The sequence below is a fragment of the Flavobacterium algoritolerans genome (genome assembly GCF_030010385.1).
GTDB lineage: Bacteria > Bacteroidota > Bacteroidia > Flavobacteriales > Flavobacteriaceae > Flavobacterium > Flavobacterium algoritolerans.
Genome location: NZ_JASCRZ010000001.1, coordinates 159,248 through 179,578 on the forward strand (window position 1 = coordinate 159,248; position 20,331 = coordinate 179,578).

The 20,331-nt window shown below is 34.8% G+C and carries 18 protein-coding genes; 5 read left to right on the plus strand and 13 right to left on the minus strand.

Annotation, left to right across the window (positions count from 1 at the left end):
• Nucleotides 1-163 precede the first annotated feature (163 nt).
• Nucleotides 164-748 carry a hypothetical protein gene (locus QLS65_RS00630; protein WP_282714581.1) on the plus strand — a complete coding sequence of 195 codons (585 nt, stop codon included), beginning with the start codon at nt 164-166 and terminating at the stop codon, nt 746-748.
• A 55-nt stretch (nt 749-803) separates the two neighbouring features.
• Here the strand turns inward: QLS65_RS00630 and QLS65_RS00635 are convergent, their stop codons facing one another.
• The 3 genes from QLS65_RS00635 to QLS65_RS00645 form a co-directional block, all read right to left on the minus strand.
• Nucleotides 804-2,579, minus strand: a complete 1,776-nt coding sequence (locus QLS65_RS00635; RefSeq protein ID WP_282714584.1) for a cytochrome-c peroxidase — start codon at nt 2,577-2,579, stop codon at nt 804-806.
• A gap of 94 nt (nt 2,580-2,673) precedes the next feature.
• The gene (locus QLS65_RS00640) at nt 2,674-4,122 is read right to left on the minus strand and encodes a PhoX family protein (protein ID WP_282714586.1); all 1,449 of its coding nucleotides are present in this window, start codon (nt 4,120-4,122) and stop codon (nt 2,674-2,676) included.
• Nucleotides 4,123-4,308: 186 nt separating this feature from the next.
• Entirely contained in the window at nt 4,309-5,190 is an 882-nt protein-coding gene (locus QLS65_RS00645; RefSeq protein WP_282714588.1) for a PPK2 family polyphosphate kinase, read from the minus strand.
• Between the two features lie 151 nt (nt 5,191-5,341).
• Between QLS65_RS00645 and QLS65_RS00650 the strand changes: the two genes are divergently transcribed.
• On the plus strand, nt 5,342-6,178 hold the full coding sequence (locus QLS65_RS00650; protein ID WP_282710417.1) for a DUF6929 family protein: 837 nt from the start codon (nt 5,342-5,344) through the stop codon (nt 6,176-6,178).
• A gap of 146 nt (nt 6,179-6,324) precedes the next feature.
• A complete protein-coding gene (locus QLS65_RS00655) occupies nt 6,325-7,041 on the plus strand; it encodes a 3-ketoacyl-ACP reductase (RefSeq protein WP_121342660.1) in 717 nt (238 codons plus the stop codon).
• A gap of 133 nt (nt 7,042-7,174) precedes the next feature.
• Here QLS65_RS00655 and mtaB read toward each other — a convergent pair whose 3' ends face one another.
• On the minus strand, nt 7,175-8,503 hold the full coding sequence (mtaB, locus tag QLS65_RS00660; protein ID WP_282714591.1) for a tRNA (N(6)-L-threonylcarbamoyladenosine(37)-C(2))-methylthiotransferase MtaB: 1,329 nt from the start codon (nt 8,501-8,503) through the stop codon (nt 7,175-7,177).
• A 131-nt stretch (nt 8,504-8,634) separates the two neighbouring features.
• On the opposite strand from mtaB, the gene QLS65_RS00665 reads away from it, so the two are divergent.
• A complete protein-coding gene (locus QLS65_RS00665) occupies nt 8,635-9,216 on the plus strand; it encodes a hypothetical protein (RefSeq protein WP_282714592.1) in 582 nt (193 codons plus the stop codon).
• A gap of 187 nt (nt 9,217-9,403) precedes the next feature.
• On the opposite strand, the gene QLS65_RS00670 is transcribed toward QLS65_RS00665, so the two are convergent.
• The 9 genes from QLS65_RS00670 to hisS form a co-directional block, all read right to left on the minus strand.
• The gene (locus QLS65_RS00670; RefSeq protein WP_282710423.1) at nt 9,404-10,201 is read right to left on the minus strand and encodes a Cof-type HAD-IIB family hydrolase; all 798 of its coding nucleotides are present in this window, start codon (nt 10,199-10,201) and stop codon (nt 9,404-9,406) included.
• A gap of 22 nt (nt 10,202-10,223) precedes the next feature.
• A complete protein-coding gene (locus QLS65_RS00675; protein WP_091164573.1) occupies nt 10,224-10,442 on the minus strand; it encodes a putative signal transducing protein in 219 nt (72 codons plus the stop codon).
• A 16-nt stretch (nt 10,443-10,458) separates the two neighbouring features.
• Nucleotides 10,459-11,172 carry a DEAD/DEAH box helicase gene (locus QLS65_RS00680; protein WP_282710426.1) on the minus strand — a complete coding sequence of 238 codons (714 nt, stop codon included), beginning with the start codon at nt 11,170-11,172 and terminating at the stop codon, nt 10,459-10,461.
• A gap of 86 nt (nt 11,173-11,258) precedes the next feature.
• The gene (locus tag QLS65_RS00685) at nt 11,259-12,422 is read right to left on the minus strand and encodes a sigma-54-dependent transcriptional regulator (protein ID WP_099714603.1); all 1,164 of its coding nucleotides are present in this window, start codon (nt 12,420-12,422) and stop codon (nt 11,259-11,261) included.
• A gap of 73 nt (nt 12,423-12,495) precedes the next feature.
• Nucleotides 12,496-13,812, minus strand: a complete 1,317-nt coding sequence (locus QLS65_RS00690; protein WP_282714597.1) for an ABC transporter permease — start codon at nt 13,810-13,812, stop codon at nt 12,496-12,498.
• Between the two features lie 86 nt (nt 13,813-13,898).
• A complete protein-coding gene (locus tag QLS65_RS00695) occupies nt 13,899-14,819 on the minus strand; it encodes an ABC transporter ATP-binding protein (RefSeq protein WP_282714599.1) in 921 nt (306 codons plus the stop codon).
• Between the two features lie 281 nt (nt 14,820-15,100).
• On the minus strand, nt 15,101-16,216 hold the full coding sequence (dnaJ, locus tag QLS65_RS00700; protein ID WP_099714600.1) for a molecular chaperone DnaJ: 1,116 nt from the start codon (nt 16,214-16,216) through the stop codon (nt 15,101-15,103).
• Between the two features lie 78 nt (nt 16,217-16,294).
• Nucleotides 16,295-16,873: a nucleotide exchange factor GrpE gene (locus QLS65_RS00705; RefSeq protein WP_282714601.1), complete on the minus strand. Its 579-nt coding sequence runs from the start codon at nt 16,871-16,873 to the stop codon at nt 16,295-16,297.
• A gap of 309 nt (nt 16,874-17,182) precedes the next feature.
• A complete protein-coding gene (hisS, locus tag QLS65_RS00710) occupies nt 17,183-18,553 on the minus strand; it encodes a histidine--tRNA ligase (RefSeq protein WP_282714603.1) in 1,371 nt (456 codons plus the stop codon).
• Nucleotides 18,554-18,896: 343 nt separating this feature from the next.
• Between hisS and QLS65_RS00715 the strand changes: the two genes are divergently transcribed.
• A complete protein-coding gene (locus QLS65_RS00715; protein ID WP_199074771.1) occupies nt 18,897-20,141 on the plus strand; it encodes an ABC transporter permease in 1,245 nt (414 codons plus the stop codon).
• The last annotated feature ends 190 nt before the right edge of the window (nt 20,142-20,331 follow it).

The window sequence follows — 20,331 nt, forward strand, 5'->3', positions numbered from 1 at the left end:
TTCTTTTTAGTGCATAATTTCACCCAACAAGGAATTCTATAACAAAACCAAGTAATTCTATAACAAAACAGGCTTATGAGGGCTATACATTTGTAACGTTGTTTAGAATTAAATAAAATCAAGACAACACCAAAAAAAATTATTAATAAAAAATATTACAATTATGAAAACGACAGGAAAAATCAAAATGTTATTTGTATTCGCAATAGCAATGATGTTTGCTAACAATGTACAAGCACAAGAAACAACAACTACAGCTACAAATTACGATCAAGGATTCCGTTTAGGATTTGGTGCAAATGCAGGATATTCAACTAGCGACCCATACAAATTAGCATTAGGAGCTGATGTAAGAGGTCAATACGATTTATCAAAAAGATACTCTTTAACTTTAACAACTGGTTACACTAATTTATTTGTAAGCAAAGCAGATGGGTTTGCTGGTCAAACAGAAGGAAAAGATTTAGGTATTATCCCAGCTAAAGCAGGTTTTAAAGCTTTCGTATGGAATGACCAATTTTACCTAATGGGAGAAGCTGGTGCAGCATTTGCAACAAGTAATGTAGAAAATACCAGAGATAAAACTTCTTTATTGTTATCTCCAAGTATAGGTTATGCAACGAAATACATAGATATTTCTTTGAACTATACACACTACAATCATTTTGATCGTTTAAACAGTAACGGTTCTCTTGGTAGAGGAGTAGGACAAGTTGGTGTACGTTTAGCTTATGGTTTTCAACTATAAAAAAATATTGAATTAGTTATAAAAATGCGCTGAATTTCAGCGCATTTTTTGTTTACTATCGGGAGTACTTTTTATCTGTCAATGTTTTCATAAAGGAGATAAGCTGTTTTTTTTCCAAGTCAGTAAGGTTCAGTTTGTCTTCGGGTAACGTTTGATTTTGTAAATTAAACCCCAATCCGTTTCCACCGCCGTCATTGTAAAAATCAATAACTTCTTCCATCGTTTTAAAAACACCATTGTGCATGTAAGGTGCCGTCAATTCTACATTTCTTATCGTTGGTGTTTTGAAAGAATTACGATGAATTTCGGCTTTCGTTAATTCAAATTTACCCAAATCAGCATCTAATTTTTTATATTTATCAGGAACGCCCAGTACTTCACTTTCTGATTTCATAAAACTTGGTGGTACGGTTCCGTTTGTTAATGGAATAAAATGACAGGTAGCACATTTTGCTTTTCCGGTGAATAAATTAAACCCTGCAATTTCATCTAAATCAAATTTTTCCTCACCTTGCATAAATCCATCAAACTTTGAATCATAATTACTCAATGATCTTATATAGGATGCTAATGCATTTTTTATTCCAAATTCATCTATTGCTGTTTTAAGAAACGCCTTTTTGAACTTGGCTACATAACTCGCATCTTTTTTTAAAGCTGCTACTGATTTTGCTAAAGAACCGTGCATTTCATTTTCATTGATAATTACCGCTACAGCCTGATCTTCTAGATAATTGACTCTGGAATCTGAAAAGAAAGCACGCTGAAATGCAATATGGGTAAGCGTAGGCGTATTTCTTTTTACCAAAGATTTACCATCCAATGAAACTGATTTCTCCAAACCATCCGTAAATGCTTTATCTGAATGGTGACAAGAAGCACAAGAACGAGCATTATTTCCCGATAAAACAGGATCATTAAACAATAACTTTCCCAATTCTATTTTTTCAGGCGTTGTTTCATAATCTGGAAACGCGGAGAAAGCTTCGGCATCAAAAGAGTTTTTATCAAAAAGTGTCTGTGCAGTTGTTTTCAGTCCTCTTGTTTCTTTTATAAAAGGAATTTTCAAGCTGACTTGTGTTTTATGCAAACCGATACTTAACGGATTGGCGATTACTCGAATAAAAAAAGCGCGGTCAAATGCATTAAAGTTGGTATTTGTTTTTAAATATTCCTTGCCTTTTTTAATCGTTTTTAAAACTTTCTGAAATGATTGATCGGTTGAATTATCCGCATAGATTTTATAATATTTCTCGATACTTTCTAATGCTGATACTGCTTCCGGAATAGATTTTTGAGCAATCGGGGAATCAAATCCGGTTATTCCCAAGGTTATTATTCTAAAAACTTCCAAACGCATCGCATCAAAAACATGGGAATCTGTGAATTCATTTGTCTGTGACACTTTGTTCAAACGCTTTAAATTTGCCGATAGAATACCCATTTCTTTCAGTAATTCCGCTTTTGATTTTGAATTATATGCCGGAAAAATAAATTCTTCAATCACTTGAAATCCTTCTGGAGACAAAGTCTTTCCATCATTTTCTTCAAATTCTGCCAAGGCTGGACCATTTATAGCTTTAGAAACAACCGGAAAATAATATTCACTGATTGTTTCCACTTGTTTGTAACTGCTGTGCGCCAGTAAAAATTGTTTCTGGAGTTGAACTGTTGAAGAATTTAACTTTATTAAATGCTCCAGTTTAGAAACCTCATCTATGACTTTTAGAATATCTGATTTGAATATATTATTTACCGTTTCATGCTTAGGAATAGCATTTTGGCAAGAGAACAATACAATTAGAACCAATAAAATGAAACAGTTTTTCATGATAAATGCGAGTAACTTTAAAAAATTATAAAAAACAAAAACCACGGTTCCTACTAAGAAACCGTGGATATTTGTAACTATTTGATTGGGTTTATTATCGTGCTAATCCTTTGATTAAAACAATTTGGCTTGCCTGATCTTCATTTGGACGATTTGTTCCTCCATCAACGCCTTTGTATTTTGTTCCTCTCCAAGTATGAGGTTGAACACTTAGTAAAAAGGTATCATCAATCCCTAATTGCTCTGAAACATCAATCATGGCTCCGTATTCCCAATCCCCTAATTTACTTGTTCCTCCTACATTATATTTATTAGCATCAGTAGCCGTACGACGGTGGTCTAACTCAACGACTACTTTCAATTGTTTTGTCGCTATATTGTATTGGTAGATGTAAGCATCATGCGTTTCATCACCATATCCATTCGCATCTTCCTGAACATAAACGTAGTTTTTTGTCACACAGATATTATCCGGATTTTGGAATTTTCCTGCAATTCCGGTACGGTCATCTCCGTCAAGAATTACTTCAAGAGTACCAGCCAAAGGATTATTTGCATCTAAGTTCAATTTGTAAACTCTACCGTATTTTGTTCTTGAAGCATCTGCATTTGCTCCGGAAGTATTCTGTCCTGTAACATTAAAATAAATTTCTCTTGCTCCGGCATCTGTACCTTTTTTATAATCCAAATCCTCTACTCTTCCAAATTTGATTCCTTTCAATGTATTTACAGATGCGTTTATAGCCGCTCCTGTCATTGTAGTGTGGTTCTCAATTTTCACAAAAGAAACACCGTACGATTGATTGACAACCATGTCTTTCTCTCTCTGATTGTTATCCGTTCTTTTCATCATGTACAAAGAACCGTTCGTTAAATCACCAACAGTGTTTGAAACATACATAAATACCTGACCACCATACGTTCCTGAATCATCATCTCCAATCACAACCACCGTTTTTCCTGCAAATGCAGACGCTTTTAACGGTAAAGCATTTTCAGCACTTATTCTTCCTAAAGCAGGTAATTCTTTAGAAACTGAAGCAGAAGCAACATCTCCAAAAGGATTTATGGCATGAGTACGCGATTCTTCACCAGATTCTCCACAAGTCAAATACAATGGACCAAAACCATTTTCGGCAACTGTTGCCATTGTAGCACCACATAACCTCCAAGTTCCACCATTAGAATTCAATAAATATTCTCCTTTTGTAGGTTTGAATGTTTTGTCAAAAGTTACTCTTGATACCGCAAAATTATCTTCGTGATTCACCAAAAAAGTAAAAGTACCATCAGCATTTTTCAATAATCCTGATCCATCTGCAGATCCTCCAAAAACAAAATTTGGGCTTCCTGCCAAAACATCGTCAGAACCAATCAATGAAAAAAGCTCTAAGCTTTCAAAACCAGCTTGCTTTTTCAATAACACTGGAGTCGCTGATTGATTTACTAAAACAACACTCGTTGTTTCATTAGAAGATTTAGCATCATTCTCACATGAGATTAAGGATACTAAAAATAACATTGGTAAAATAATTCTTTTCATCTGGGTTGCTTGTTTAAATTTCAAGCAAAGTAATGCCGTGAATTTAAACTCTGAATGAATTGAATATTAACAAAAAGCCAAGAGTTGGCTTTATTTTAAAGGCGAGAAAAACAATAATTTTACATACTAACAGTACCGTAATGCAATGATAAACTTCAAGTAACTTTCGCAAGAAAATCTATTACATTAATTCTCTTTCTTCAACATCTCTTTATACATTTCAAAATTAGCTTTAACTTTTTCGTCTAATTGCGGTTCTTTAATATCAGTACGTTTTTGCATTTCTTCCCAAATAATTTTGGCAACAATATAACGTGCCATTTCCTTATCATCCGCAGGAATAATATACCAAGGTGCATTTTCGGTAGCAGTTTTATTAATTGCCTCTTCATAATACTGCATGTATTCCTCCCAATGCTCGCGCTCTTTCAAATCTCCAGGTGAAAATTTCCAATGGTGCTCCACTTCTTCCAATCGGCGTAGTAACCTTTTGCGTTGTTCTTCCTTACTCATGTGAAAGTAAAACTTCAAAACAATCGTTCCGTTTTGCGTGATGTGTTTTTCAAAATTATTGATTTGCTCCATCCTATTTTCCCAAAACTGTGGTGTTATATCTTCCACTTTTTCGATTCCCGGCAAATTTTCATTCATAATATATTCCGGATGCACACGGGTAACCAAGACATTCTCATAATGCGTTCTGTTAAAAACAGCAAATTTCCCTTTTTCAGGCAAAGCCAAATAATGTCTCCACAAGTAATCATGCTCCAGCTCCGTAGAATTAGGTGTTTTAAAACTATGCACCACAACCCCACGCGGATTAAATTCCTTAAAAACTTCCCGAATCAGACTATCCTTCCCCGATGTGTCCATGCCTTGCAAACAAATCAAAACGCCGTATCGATTATGCGCATACATAACATCCTGCAACTCGCTCAATTTCGTCTGAACTTTATCCAGTTTTTCCTCTTTATCATCTTCACTGGCTCCATTAAACAAGTTCGTAGGGATTTTAGACAAATCAATTTTGCCAATCACTTTAAAATCATCGGGATTTATAGACTTCATAAGAAATATTTTATCTTTGTAAACTCAAATATAACAAATTATAAGGAGCATTTTCCAGCTATTCGTTGCAATCTTTTATTATTTAAAAGAAAAATAATAAAAGGATTTCCACTACTATCTGGGCTAGGCACTCGTTTTCAAAACAAAAACAATGGAAAAATTCACACTCGAATTACTATTTCAAATCATAGGCATTGGTTCAGCATCAGGACTCATTTACAAAGACAATTCCCTACTGATTATCGGTGACAACAGCGGTTTCCTTTATGAATATCAAATGGATTCCAAAGATTTAAAACGCCATCCATTACTCGAAAATCCAACAGAAAACACGCTAAAAAAAGACAAAGCTGATTTTGAAGCCATAACCCATTTTAGTGACAGTTTGTATGTTTTTGGATCCGGTTCCACCGATAAAAGGAACAAAATGATACAAGTCAATTCTATTGATAAAAAGATAATCGCCACAAATGACCTCGCCGATTTGTATGCAGTCATGCAAAATTTTGGAGAAATAAAACCCGAAGATTTCAACCTCGAAGGCGCTATCTATAATGGCGAAAGTTGGTTTTTATTGAATCGCGGCAACGGTAGTTCCAATAAAAATGTTCTTTTTACCATCGAAGGAAAAAACCTGACCAATGATTTTACTATTCTTTCTAACGCCTACAAACTCCCTAAAATAAAAGGAGTGCGCAGTAGTTTTACCGATGCCGTTTTAGTCGATAACAGCATTTATTTTTTGGCTACAGCCGAAGATACCGAATCTACTTATGATGATGGCGAAGTTTTAGGAAGTCTTATTGGGAGAATCGACCTGAAAACCATGAAAATAGATTTCACCCAAAAAATTAGCAGTACCCATAAATTCGAAGGATTGACTTTGTATACTGATTCAAAAGAAAAAATCGAATTCCTGCTTTGTGAAGACAAAGACAGCGAAGTTTTAGAAACAGATATTTATAAATTGAGTTTGGACAAAAAATAAAATCCATTCCTTTAAAGATGTTCCTTTTATCCAAAATAACAGAACGTTAAATTTAGATTAAATAGAAAATCAAAATAGATTTCAAATTTAAAACGAGGTACTTTTACAATAAACCAAGCCTTTTATTGGCTTAAATAATTTATAAAATGACAGATTTAAAAAATAAAAATGCCCTAATCACCGGCGCAGGAAAAGGAATTGGAAAAGCAATCGCGATTGCTTTAGCAAAAGAAGGTGTAAATGTAATTCTGGTAGCACGAACTCAGGAAGAAATAGACAGTGTAGCTGCCAAAGTGCGTTCGTTACGAGTAAAAGCACTGGCTATAACTGCTGATGTTGCTGATATTAATTCGGTAAACGCTGCCGTTGCTAAAGCCTTAGCAGAATTTGGAACCATTGATATTTTAATCAACAATGCCGGAATAGCCGCTTTTGGAAAATTCTTAGAATTAGAACCAACGGATTGGGAACGCATCATTCAGGTAAATTTAATGGGAACCTATTATGTAACGCGTGCCGTTTTGCCTAATATGATTGAAAGACAAACGGGTGATATCATCAATATTTCTTCAACAGCAGGATTAAGCGGAAACGCGTTAACAAGTGCTTATAGCGCTTCAAAATTTGCTGTTTTAGGATTAACGGAATCGTTGATGCAGGAAGTTCGCAAGCATAATATTCGTGTAACTGCTTTAACGCCAAGCACTGTTGCAACTGACATGGCCAAAGAATTAAACTTAACCGATGGCAATCCTGACAAAGTTATGCAAGCAGAAGACATGGCCGAATTAATCATCGCGCAACTCAAATTAAACCGACGCGTTTTTATCAAAAACAGCAGTATTTGGTCTACGAATCCGTAATTTTTTTATTTTTAAACTACAAGGCTTAAAAGATAAAACCATTAAGAAATTAAGTTTCATTAAGTTATTCGCTTAATTTTCTTAATCTCTTAATGGTTTAAAAACTTAAATGACTTATATGGTTGAAAAAAACTTACACCAAAGCCGAAGCAAATTCCATTCGTACGCTTCCGTCTTCATCAATTTTTGTCAAATTAATTTCGTGTAAGGTATTCACTAATTCTGGATTCCAAGGCGTTTTCACTTTTACGTAATTTTCGGTAAACCCGTGAATATAGCCTTCTTTATTTTCACTTTCGAACAAAACTGTTCTGTTTGTTCCCAATTGACTTTCATAAAAAGCACGGCGTTTTTTAACTGACAAACCGCGTAACATTTTGCTCCTTTTGGCGCGAACATTAGCAGGAACAACACCTTCCATAGAAGCTGCTTCCGTATTATCACGTTCTGAATACGTGAAAACATGCAAATAGGAGATATTCATTTCATTCAAGAAATGATAGGTTTCCAGAAAATGTTCATCTGTTTCACCCGGAAAACCCACAATCACATCCACACCAATACAAGCGTGTGGCATCACTTCCCGAATTTTATTTACTCTTTCGGTATAAACTTCACGTTGGTAACGACGTTTCATCAACTTCAAAATGTCATTGCTTCCAGATTGCAACGGAATATGAAAATGCGGTACAAAAGTTCTGCTTTTTGATACAAATTCTATGGTTTCGTTCTTTAATAAATTTGGTTCAATAGATGAAATTCGCAATCTTTCGATGCCTTCCACTTTGTCTAATTCTTGAACTAATTCCAGGAAAGTATGTTCGTGTTTTTTATTTCCAAATTCACCCTTTCCGTAATCTCCAATATTTACACCGGTAAGAACAATTTCTTTGATATTTTGTTTCGAGATTTCTGAAGCATTTTTCAATACATTTTCCAATTCATCACTTCTGGAAATTCCTCTTGCTAACGGAATCGTGCAATAGGTACATTTATAATCACAACCGTCCTGCACTTTCAAGAAAGCACGGGTTCTGTCTCCTATTGAGTAACTTCCCACATAAAAATCCGCTTCGGCGATTTCGCAGGAATGCACTTCTCCAAAATCATTTTTAGACAAATCATTAATATAATCAGCCAATTTAAATTTTTCTGTTGCCCCAAGAACTAAATCTACTCCATCTACACTCGCTAATTCTTCCGGTTTCAATTGCGCATAACAACCTACTGCCGCTACAAATGCTTTGTCATTCAATTTCATTGCTTTTCGCACCACTTGCTTGAACTGCTTATCTGCATTTTCAGTAACTGAACAGGTATTAATCACATACATATCAGCAACTTCCTCAAAATCTACCCGATCAAAACCTTCGTCTTGAAGATTACGCGCAATCGTAGAAGTTTCTGAAAAATTCAGTTTACAACCCAGCGTATAAAAAGCAACTTTTTTTCTATTTTCCATAAGATAACTCAATTAATGAAATCGTTGTCAAAAAATTGAGTGCGCAAATTTACAAACAATATTCTGGAAAATGAAATCAATAATTTTCTATATATTAGCATCTTGAAGGCAAATAATTTAGACTCTAAAAGATGAAAAAAATAATTTCAATTACATTCCTTTTGATTGCAATTCAAGCAAATGCTCAAAACACCATTGAATGGGATGGAAAATACCAATTACAACTTTCCGATTTTCAATCTAGCGCTACTCAAATTGGGAATGTGAAAATCAATAGTATTCATACCGCTTCAAGTCTTGATTTTGCATTTCAAATGAGTAATATTGAGTTCATGTTTACCAAGAATTTTAATTCAAAAGTGACTTCTACATTCAAGCGTGATGCCGCATCCATTATTTCAATTGATACTAATACAGCAAACTATTTAGTGAATTTCGCTCAATATGAATTTGATTTATCCGAACTCTATGCACGAAAATTGCGAAAAGAAATTTACGACCAAAAAGGGACTTTTTCTGACGCCAGTTTTTTACAAGTTCTTTATGATGCCGTTCAGAAACAATACGCGGAGGAACATGCAATAGCTTCAAAAACCACAGATCTTGGGCAAAATGAGAAAAAACTTTTAGAAATCCAAACAGATATCCTAAAAAGAATACAAGAATACCCTGATTTTTGTAAAAGTTGTAAACCTCCTAAAAAGAAATCTTAGTTCAAAATAAATCTTCTTGAAGTAGCGAAGGATTTGATCGAATACCAACATACTTCTATAAACAAGAAAAAGCGTTTGCAACTCGACTACTTTCTAAAAAACAAAAACCATTAAGAAATTAAGTGTATTAAGAACTGCTCTTAAATTACCTTAATTTCTTAATGGTTTTAATATAATTTGAAAAATATTAGTTCAAGATAAATCGTCTCACCACCTCCGCAACGCCATGATTATTATTTGAAGCAACAATAATATCTCCTTTATCTCTCAATTCAGGATCTACATTATCAACCCAAATACCCAATCCGGCATACTCAATCATAGTCAAATCATTTCCTGCATTTCCTACAGCAATAATTTCACTTTGAAGAATATTCAGTTTTTCGGCCAAAAATTTGATACTGGCACCTTTATCAATTCCGTTTTGCGCTACTTCCAGAAAGAAAGGTTTTGACATACTCACACTAAGATGAGGCATTACGGCTTTCAAGTCTTTTTCTACTTCTTTTAAATAGCTTGGCTCTTCCAATAAAATACATTTTACAGCTGAAGACTGAACTTCATCTTTAAAACTTACCACTTTATTATGTTCTAAACCAGTTATGTTTTTTTCGATTTCAATATATTCAGAATCCGTCTCACTTACAATTTTCCCATCAACATAAGTAATAATGTGTGTATTACTTTTTAAACTGTAATCATACAATTCATGGATTTGTTCTTGAGTTAACGTTTGCTCAAAAATGACTTTATCTTCCTTTAAATCTGTAATGACAGCGCCATTATACGATATCATATACGAATTGTCCAATTGTAATTCTTTGGCATAAGCAGTCATGGCTGGCGTTGGTCTTCCGGAAGCCAGAATAACATAAACACCCAATTCCTGTGCCTTAAACAACATTTCTCTATTCTCATTCGAAATTTTATGATCATCAGTCAACAAAGTGTCGTCCATGTCTAAAACCAACATTTTATATTTCATTCTATTTTTATTGTGAATATGTTTAAATACTCATTCTGAATTCTTCAATAACTGGATTCGCTTTAGAAAACTCTGTTTCCTGAATAAACAATTCCACCGCTTGACCTAATTCACCAAATCCTCCCAATCGAGCTGATTGTATATTATTTTTCAAAACAGTATCAACACCTATTGCTTCAATTCTCTCTTGTAACGCTAAAGCTAAAATTTCACTTCCCGAAAACACTTTCATTAATCCCATTTTACTCTTTATTTAATTATTTATTACCGTTCTTCTCATCGCCTTCTAATTCCTCAAAATCTTCATTTGCCTCAAAGTTTTCGTCCTCATCGAAATTTTCGTCCTCATCCTCTTCGGCTCCATCAAAATCGAATTCAAAAGGCTCCACAAGCATTTTTTCAGCAAGAATTTCTATTCGTTCAGTGAATTGTTCCGAAAAAATAATACGTTGGGTTCTGACAATGCTATTCGAAATACGCATGATTTTTGTTTCATGACGCAATTTCAAAATTGGATCTGCATCATCAAGGATAAACATTTTCAATCTGTTTACATTAAATCCAGCTGTGGTAAACATTTCACTTAACTTATTTGGCGTCCCAATCAACACATCAACTCCGCTGGAAATATAATTTTTATCATATTCCATATCTCCTTTATCATGAACACCGTAGACTTCTAAATTAGAATTCTTGCCGTATTTTTCAAAAAGTGATTCCATTTCCAATACTTTGGCTTTGTCTTCAACAATAATCAAAGCCCTAGGTGACTCTTCGTTTGCGCCTGACAATCTTTGAATTACATTCAGCACAATTGTTGTAGATTTTCCGCTTCCTTTTGGCGCAATAACAATACAATCCGAACCACTTTTCATGGTCGAAAATGTTTCTTTTTGCATCGCATTGGCTTCGATCAAACCGTTTTCAATTAAGGCTTGTTGTAACTCTTCGTTTATTTTTTTTAGTTTCATTTCTTATGATTGAAAGATTAAAAATTAAAAGATTTAAACTATTACCAAATCTTTTAATCTTTTAATTTTTAATCATTAAATTAATTTTATTTCGATGCAAACAACTTCACATCATTCTCGGAAATTTCGCTTCCGCCAAGGATAATCAAACGCTCCACTACATTTCTCAATTCGCGGATATTTCCAGTCCAATCGTATTCCTTCAATAAATTAATCGCTGCCGCAGAGAATTTTTTGACCGCATTTCCTTGCTCCGAAGCAATTTTATCTGCAAAATGTGAAATCAACATTGGGATGTCATCACGCCTCTCATTCAACGCTGGAACTTTTATCAAAATTACTGCCAAACGATGGTATAAATCTTCACGAAAACGACCTTCGGCAATTTCCTTTTTCAAATCTTTATTAGTAGCCGCAACCACACGAACATCAACTTTGATGTCTTTATCTGCTCCCACTCTGGTAATCATACTTTCTTGTAAAGCACGCAATACTTTGGCTTGCGCCGAAAGGCTCATATCCCCAATTTCATCCAAGAAAATAGTTCCTTTATCAGCCGCTTCAAATTTTCCTGCACGGTCTTTTACTGCCGATGTAAACGCTCCTTTTACGTGACCGAATAATTCGCTTTCTATCAGTTCAGAAGGAATAGCAGCGCAATTTACTTCTATTAAAGGAAAATTAGCGCGTTCGCTTTTTTCATGTAATTGATGCGCAACCAACTCTTTTCCTGTTCCGTTTGGACCTGTGATTAAAACTCTGGCTTCGGTTTGAGCAACCTTCTCAATCATCACTTTGATGTGATTGATAGCTTCGCTTTCGCCAATCATTTCGTAGTTCTTGCTGACTTTTTTCTTCAGAATTTTATTTTCAACTACAAGTTGTTTTTTGTCTAAAGCATTTCGAACCGTATTCAACAATCGGTTTAAATCCGGTGGTTTTGAGATGTAATCAAACGCTCCCAATCGCATAGTATTGATAGCCGTTTCCATATCGCCATGACCAGAGATCATCACCATAGGGATTTCGGGTTTGATTTTTTTGACTGCTTCCAGCACCTCAACACCGTCCATTTTTGGCATTTTGATATCGCACAAAACCAAATCGTAATCGTTGTTTTTTATTTTTTCAAAACCTGCAACACCATCTTCGGCTTCTTCGACTTGATAAGTATCGTTTTCTTCGGTGAGTATCTTTGTAAGTACTCTTCGAATTGCAGCTTCGTCTTCTATGATTAGTATTTTTGACATATTTTTTGATTCGATTATTTGTTCATTCGGTTAATCGGTTAAACAAATAACCAAAGCCACGAATTAACTTCTATTAATATTTTAACCAGCGGTACATTTCACCCCAAGTTGGTTTTTTGCCGTACATGAGTATTCCTATTCGGTATATTTTTGCGGCGAACCAAACTACAAAAAAGAAGGTTCCAAATAATAATGTTATTGATATTGCAATTTGCCACAAAGGTACGCCAAACGGAATTCGCATCAGCATCACGATTGGTGAGGTTAGTGGAATCATTGAAAAAACGACTGCTATTGTTCCATGCGGATCATTGATAACCGTAAAAAATCCAACGTAAACACTCAACATTAATGGCATAATGATAGGCAACAAAAATTGCTGTGAATCCGTTTGATTATCAACTGCAGCGCCAATTGCCGCGTAAAATGAACTGTATAAAAAATAACCACCTATGAAATAAATCACAAATCCAATAAGGATACTTGCAATGGGTAAATTCCATAATTCCTTAATATACATTTGCGCAGTTCCAGTCATTTCTTGCTGTGCAGAGTGCATCAATTCTGGCGAAACGCTGGCTGTTGGCCCCACATTTACACCAAAAAACACGGAGGCTGCAAACATTAAAGATAGTCCAATAATGGCCCAAATAAGGAATTGCAGTAATCCTGCCAATGAAGTCCCTATGATTTTCCCCATCATCAACTGAAATGGTTTAACCGAGGAAATTATAATTTCTACTATTCGGCTGGTTTTTTCTTCGATGACACTTCTCATCACCATGTTTCCGTAGATGATGATGAACATCATTATAAGATATCCAAATGCGCCACCAATCCCAATTTTGATTTCGTTAAGTCCTTTGACGCTTTCTTCACCAGATGCTTTTGTCAAGCTGATATTCACTTTTGACTGGGCATTTTTAATTGCCAGTGTATCCAAATGTGCTTTTTCTAAATTATTTTTGGTCAGTTTACTTGCAATTACATCCTGAACATTTTCAATGAATGAAATACTTGGGCTGCTGTTTGAAATAAACTGGATTTTACTTTCAAAATCCTTGGAATTACTCGCTTTTGGAATGTATAACAATCCTTCATAGCTTTCATTTGTAATACTGTCTTTAAGGAATTTTAAATCTATTAAAGACAAATCATGATATTTGTACGCTTTATCTTTATTGTTCTGGGAAGTAAATTCCTTTACAAACATACCCGATTCGTCATGAATAGCGATTCGTTTGGTGTCAGCTTTCATGGAACTTAAATATGCTACAAAAACGGCGATTCCCACAAATAGTAACGGACTTAAAAAAGTCATAACAATAAAAGATTTATTACGCACTTTGGCAATAAACTCTCTTTTTATAATTAATGATACTATAGACATTTTAGATGATTAGATGGTTAGACTACTTAGCCTTTTAGACTTCTTAGATTTTAGATTCGATCTAACCATCTAAGAAGTCTAAAAGGCTATTGTGTTACTGTTTGAATAAAAATATCATTGACACTTGGTATTTTCTCTACAAAGTGCGTTACCTGACCGCATTGTGTCAAGATATTCAATAACTCATTTGGCGTGGCATTCCAGAGTTGAATTTCCAGTTTTAATTCGTTATTCAGTGATTTAAAATTAGCTGGACTAACGGTGAATTTTTGTGTAATAGTATACATCAACCCTTCTACATTCTCCGATAAAATACCCACTTCAAAACTATTGGTTTTAAATTGTCTTTTAACATCGTCCAGTTTTCCTTCGATTAATTTATTGGATTTGTGAATCAAAGCGATGTGATCACATAATTCTTCTACGCTTTCCATTCGGTGTGTCGAAAAAATTATGGTTGCTCCCTCTTCTCGCAACGCCAGAATTTCATCTTTGATAATATTGGCATTTACGGGATCAAAACCAGAAAAAGGTTCGTCAAAAATCAACAGTTTTGGTTTGTGCAAAACGCAGACCACAAACTGAATTTTCTGAGCCATTCCTTTAGAAAGTTCCTGGATTTTCTTGTTCCACCAACCTTGAATTTCTAATCTTTCAAACCAATACTCTAATTGTTTTTTGGCTTCAGCCTTAGAAAGTCCTTTCATTTGTGCCAAATACAAGCATTGTTCCCCTACTTTCATAGTGTTGTACAATCCTCTTTCTTCCGGTAAATAGCCTATATATTGAACATGTTTGGGTTGTAATTTTTCACCATCCAAAATAATTTCACCACTGTCAGGCAATGTAATTTGATTTATAATTCGGATAAGTGATGTTTTTCCGGCTCCATTTGGACCTAAAAGCCCGTAGATACTTCCTTTTGGAACCATTAATGAAACCTCGTTAAGCGCAACATAATCACCGTATTGCTTGACAACTTTATTCACTTCAAGAATATTACTCATGCTCATTTTTTAATTGGTGTAAAAGTAAATAATTAGTATCGAAATACTTAGAATAGTTGCATATATGTAGCATTTAATTTTTTGAGGTCCTATATGTTATCGCCTTATATTTATTGGTGTTTATCTCACAATATTTTATTTTCATCGGAGTTCGATGATTTTCAATTATTTGCAACAAACAAATTGTTAGTGGCGATTTCATAAAAAACCCATCCTCATTTTAACAAGGATGGGAAATATATTTTTAAAACAGCATCGATAAATTGTATCGCTAATTTTTATTATGAAAACATGTCTTTCACTTTCTCAAAAAATGATTTGTCTGATTTTTCAGGATTTGGAATAAAATTCTCATCGGTAAGATTTTTTTCGAAAAACTGTTTTTGCTCTTTGCTCAGTGTTTTTGGAGTCCAAACATTTACATGTACCAATAAATCGCCGTTTCCGTACCCATTGATACTAGGAATTCCTTTTCCTTTTAATCTAAGAATTTTACCGGATTGAATTCCTTCTTCCAGTTTGATTCTAACTTTTCCGTTTATAGCTTCGATGTCTTTGGAAATTCCAAGAACAGCTTCAGCGAAACTGATGTATAAATCGTAGTGTAAATTCTCTCCTTCTCGTTTCAAGAACTCATGCTCCAATTCTTCAATAGCAACAATCAAATCTCCCGGAATACTGTTTCCCGGAGCATCGTTTCCTTTATTAGAAACTTTCAATTGCATTCCGTCTACAACACCCGCAGGTATTTTTATTGAAACCGTTTCATCTTCAAGAATCATTCCTTGTGAATCCGCTTCGGATGGTTTTCTATCTAAAATTTGACCTGAACCACTACATGTTGGACATGTAGAAGCAGATTGCATTCTACCCAAAATGGTATTCGTAACGCGCATAACTTGTCCTTGACCGTTACATGTAGAACATGTTTTATAGGTAACTCCAGGTGCTTGAACTTTACGTTTTACTTTTACTTTTTTCTCAACGCCATTGGCAATTTCTTCCAATGTCAATTTTACTTTGATACGAAGGTTGCTTCCTTTAGCACGACGAACGCCGCCGCCTCCACCGCCTCCGAAACCACCAAAACCGCCTCCGAAAATATCACCAAACTGACTGAAAATGTCATCCATATTCATTCCGCCGTGACCACCTCCGCCAAAACCGCCAGAACCATCAAAAGCTTGATGACCATATTGATCGTATTTTGCTTTTTTCTGAGGATCGCTTAATACTTCGTAAGCTTCAGCAGCCAATTTAAATTTATCTTCTGCCGATTTGTCTCCAGGATTTTTGTCAGGATGAAATTGTAGTGCGTTTTTTCGGTATGCTTTTTTAATTTCAGCAGCATCAGCATTTTTTGAAATGCCTAATATTTCGTAAAAATCTTTTTTCATTTTTATTTTTTCTTTTGTTGAGACGCACTGCTGTGCGTTTCTACGCGTGATATAAATACGCGATTAATCGCGAATTTATTACTGCCCAATAACAACTTTTGGAAAACGAATAATCTTGTCTCCTAATTTATATCCTTTTTCAAGAACGTCGACAATTTTACCCTTCATTTTATCTGATGTCGCAGGAATTTGAGTAATTGCTTCAGCAAAATCAGCATCAAAAGTGTCTCCCGCCTCAACCTCAACTTGCTCTAGTCCTTTAGAAACTAAAGTGCTTTTTAATTTTTCATGGATAAGTTCCACACCTTTAGTCAACAATTCGTCATCTGATTTGTTTATCTCAACCATAGCTCTGTCGAAATCGTCTAAAATAGGAAGCATCGCTAACAAAACTTCTTGATTTGCCGTTTTAAACAACTCGATACGCTCTTTAGTAGTTCTACGTTTGTAATTTTCAAATTCAGCAAATAATCGTAAATACTTGTCTTTCTCTTTGGCTAAGTCTTGAGTCAATTGCTCTTCCAGACTTAATTCCTCAATAATGATTTGCTCTCCATTTGCATTATTTTCTAATGTCACATCATCTATTTCTTGATCAATTTCTGTATTTTCAGTAGTCATATTACTAGTATTTTTAAAAATATTCTTAAACTTCATTTTTATTCTTTTCTATGGATTGCAAAAGTACTGCCAATTCTTTTAAAATGTCAAATTGTCACCTTTTTATCGAATTTATAATTCTTTTAAACTTTTACACATTTAAAACAAATTTCACCTACTCAAAATTTTAATATAATTTTAAGACTATCTCGATATAGTTTACATAAATTTGTTTCAATTATTTATCATTATTTTTCTGTAACTAAAAAAATAAAGAATCCCTACAAATTATTAATTCACCATTATTTTATATTAAAAAAAGCTTCGTTTAGTAGACGAAGCTTTTTTTATTATTTTAAAATAAAACTACAATAATGCGTTTTTCAAACCTTCAAAATCCACTGAAGTCTGCTCTCCGCTCACTAAATTTTTAAGAGAAAAAGAATTGGAAGCCATTTCCTGTTCCCCTACGATTACCGCAAAAGGAATGCCTCTTTTATCTGCATGTTGGAATTGTTTTGCTACTTTCGCATTATCCGGATACAATTCTACTTTTACACCTGAATTTCTTAATTCTTTTATCGCTTTCATCGCATAAAAAGCTTCTTTTTCGCCGTAATTAATAAACAACGCTTTAGAAGTTGCCGTTACAGTTTCAGGAAATAAATTTAATTCTTCTACAACCAAATAAATTCGATCCAATCCAAAAGAAATTCCCACGCCGCTCATATTTTTCAATCCGAAAATTCCGGTCAAATCATCATATCGTCCGCCACCGCCAATGGAACCCATCGAAACTGATTTTGGCGGAGCCACTTCAAAAATAGCACCCGTATAATAATTTAGTCCTCTGGCCAAAGTCACATCCAAATCTAGAATTGCTGTTGACAATCCGAGTTCCGTAACGTTGTCACAAATAAAACGTAGTTCTTCAACTCCTTTTATTCCTTCACTGGATTCCGCCAGCAAAACAGAAAGTTGGTTTATTTTCTCTGAAATAGTTCCTGTGAAATTAAATAGCGGCTGTACTTTTTCAATAGCTTTTTCCGAAATTCCTTTCTCCATCATTTCTTTTTTTACGCCGTCCTCGCCTATTTTATCGAGTTTGTCTAACGCAACAGTGAAATCTATTAATTTATCGGATGCGCCAATCACTTCAGCAATTCCAGATAATATTTTTCTGTTATTGATTTTGATGGTTACGCCTTCTAATCCTAAAGCAGTAAAAACAGTGTCATACAATTGAACCAATTCTACTTCCTGCCACAATGATTTAGAACCTACTACATCAGCATCACATTGAAAAAACTCCCTGAAACGTCCTTTTTGCGGGCGGTCAGCTCTCCAAACGGGTTGAATTTGGTATCTTTTGAATGGAAACTCTATATCGTTTTGGTGTTGTACCACATAACGTGCAAACGGAACGGTTAAGTCATAACGCAAGGCTTTCTCAGAAATACTTGACGTTAATTTAGTACTGTCTTTACTTTCTAAATGAGTTGCATTGGCTTTCGCCAAATAATCTCCTGAATTTAATATTTTAAAAATCAAACGATCGCCTTCTTCTCCGTATTTCCCCATTAAAGTTTCGGAGTTTTCAAACGAAGGAGTTTCTATCGGTTGAAAACCAAACTTCTCGAAATTACTTTTTATAATCTGAATGATATATTGACGTTTTGCCACCTCAGTTGGTGAAAAATCTCTGGTTCCTTTTGGAATGCTCGGTTTTGATGCCATTTTTTGATTATTGGATTTTTAGATTTTCAGATTTAGGAATTCTTGAAAAACTCCAAATTCTAATTCTTTGCAAATATCTTATTTTTAAAATAAATCTGTTTACAAATTTCATCATTTTATTGCCCGATGCCTAGCCCAGATTGCAGCGAAAACATGGAAGTGAAAAATAATATTGTTTTCTTGCCTGAAAGAGCGACCAAAGTAAGCTCCTTTTAGGCAATTAAAAACAAATTATTTTCACTGACAGGTTGTAGCGAAAAGCTGGAAAAAGCTCCTAAAAAATAAATTAGGATTTTTGAAAAGGAAATTTGTAACAAAAATTGTATTTTCGTGTCAAACTGCTATGATGTTAAAATTATTCAAAGAAAATATTCGAATTGCATTCGGTTCAATTAGGACACAATTGTTGAGAACCGTTCTTACTGTGTTGATTATCGCTATTGGAATCACAGCTTTAGTTAGTATTCTTACTGTTGTTTCTGCTTTGGAAAACACTATTTCCTCTGATTTTGCATCGATGGGAGCCAATACTTTTAACATTAATCAATACGAAAACACCACTCGAAATCGCGGTGGCGGAGAAAGAGAAATCATAAATCCTATCATTTCTTATCCTGAGGCAGTTGCTTTCAAAAACAAATACAAATATCCTTTTACCGAAACTTCGCTTTCTTTTACTGCAACTTCTGTTGCTGAAGTAAAATATGAGTCTTCTAAAACGGATCCCGAAAATACGGTTGTTGGTGTCGATGAATTTTTTGTTACTAATTCCGGATTAGAAACTAGTTCCGGACGTAATTTCACCAGATTTGACATCGATAATAATGCGTATGTATGTATTGTAGGTTCTGATTTTGAGAAAGGATTATTAAAAGACGTAAACCCTATTGATAAACTAATCTCGATTCGAGGAGCTAAATTTAAAGTTATCGGAGTACTGAAAGAAAAAGGATCAACCTTTGGGAACAGTCAGGACTTAAGGATTTTAATCCCTATTCAAGTGGCCCGTTCCATGTTTACCGCGCCAAGCATAAATTACACCATGAGTGTCATGGTTTCTAAAAAAGAATTATTAGACGAAGCGATAGACAATGCGACAAGCACCATGCGCCGCGTTCGTAAATTAAGCCCGGTAAAAGACAATAATTTTGGCGTAGTTCGCAGTGATGACCTTATCAACAGAATCCTTGGAATCACAAAATATCTTGGACTTGCCTCGTGGCTTATCGGTATCATTACCGTCCTTGGATCTTCAATTGCTTTGATGAATATTATGATTGTTTCGGTAACGGAACGCACACGGGAAATAGGCGTTCGAAAAGCCTTGGGAGCCAAAAAAACAACGATTGCCTTTCAATTTTTCATAGAAACATTACTTATAGGTCAATTGGGCGGATTAGTAGGAATAATTTTTGGGATCTTAATTGGTTTTGGTATTGCAACTGCCATGAGTTTTGCATTTGTAATTCCGTGGAGCGCAATTATGGCGGCATTCATAACCAGTTTTATGGTAGCTATCGCTTCGGGATTATATCCTGCGATAAAAGCAGCAATGCTGGACCCAATTGAAGCATTGCGATACGAGTAGTTTGCAGTAATCAACTTCATTGCGAGGAACAAAGCAATCACATTTAATGTTTTTCAAAACAATTTGGGCGTGACCACATTAAAAAAAGGGGCTAACTAATCATACGTGCTAGTTGCCCCTTTTTTAATGCGGTCGGGTCATCCGCGTTACAAGGTAACTTGCTTCTACCCCTCACGCAAACCCCGTAAAT

Excerpts from the sequence above, each read along its gene's own strand:
- QLS65_RS00690 (WP_282714597.1), bottom strand. The coding sequence starts at position 13,812 with ATGTCTATAGTATCATTAATTATAAAAAGAGAGTTTATTGCCAAAGTG.
- QLS65_RS00665 (WP_282714592.1), top strand. The coding sequence starts at position 8,635 with ATGAAAAAAATAATTTCAATTACATTCCTTTTGATTGCAATTCAAGCA.
- QLS65_RS00680 (WP_282710426.1), bottom strand. The coding sequence starts at position 11,172 with ATGAAACTAAAAAAAATAAACGAAGAGTTACAACAAGCCTTAATTGAA.
- QLS65_RS00675 (WP_091164573.1), bottom strand. The coding sequence starts at position 10,442 with ATGGGATTAATGAAAGTGTTTTCGGGAAGTGAAATTTTAGCTTTAGCG.
- QLS65_RS00640 (WP_282714586.1), bottom strand. The coding sequence starts at position 4,122 with ATGAAAAGAATTATTTTACCAATGTTATTTTTAGTATCCTTAATCTCA.
- dnaJ (WP_099714600.1), bottom strand. The coding sequence starts at position 16,216 with ATGAAAAAAGATTTTTACGAAATATTAGGCATTTCAAAAAATGCTGAT.
- hisS (WP_282714603.1), bottom strand. The coding sequence starts at position 18,553 with ATGGCATCAAAACCGAGCATTCCAAAAGGAACCAGAGATTTTTCACCA.
- QLS65_RS00715 (WP_199074771.1), top strand. The coding sequence starts at position 18,897 with ATGATGTTAAAATTATTCAAAGAAAATATTCGAATTGCATTCGGTTCA.
- QLS65_RS00695 (WP_282714599.1), bottom strand. The coding sequence starts at position 14,819 with ATGAGTAATATTCTTGAAGTGAATAAAGTTGTCAAGCAATACGGTGAT.
- QLS65_RS00635 (WP_282714584.1), bottom strand. The coding sequence starts at position 2,579 with ATGAAAAACTGTTTCATTTTATTGGTTCTAATTGTATTGTTCTCTTGC.
- QLS65_RS00650 (WP_282710417.1), top strand. The coding sequence starts at position 5,342 with ATGGAAAAATTCACACTCGAATTACTATTTCAAATCATAGGCATTGGT.
- QLS65_RS00630 (WP_282714581.1), top strand. The coding sequence starts at position 164 with ATGAAAACGACAGGAAAAATCAAAATGTTATTTGTATTCGCAATAGCA.
- QLS65_RS00655 (WP_121342660.1), top strand. The coding sequence starts at position 6,325 with ATGACAGATTTAAAAAATAAAAATGCCCTAATCACCGGCGCAGGAAAA.
- QLS65_RS00670 (WP_282710423.1), bottom strand. The coding sequence starts at position 10,201 with ATGAAATATAAAATGTTGGTTTTAGACATGGACGACACTTTGTTGACT.
- QLS65_RS00705 (WP_282714601.1), bottom strand. The coding sequence starts at position 16,873 with ATGAAGTTTAAGAATATTTTTAAAAATACTAGTAATATGACTACTGAA.
- mtaB (WP_282714591.1), bottom strand. The coding sequence starts at position 8,503 with ATGGAAAATAGAAAAAAAGTTGCTTTTTATACGCTGGGTTGTAAACTG.
- QLS65_RS00685 (WP_099714603.1), bottom strand. The coding sequence starts at position 12,422 with ATGTCAAAAATACTAATCATAGAAGACGAAGCTGCAATTCGAAGAGTA.
- QLS65_RS00645 (WP_282714588.1), bottom strand. The coding sequence starts at position 5,190 with ATGAAGTCTATAAATCCCGATGATTTTAAAGTGATTGGCAAAATTGAT.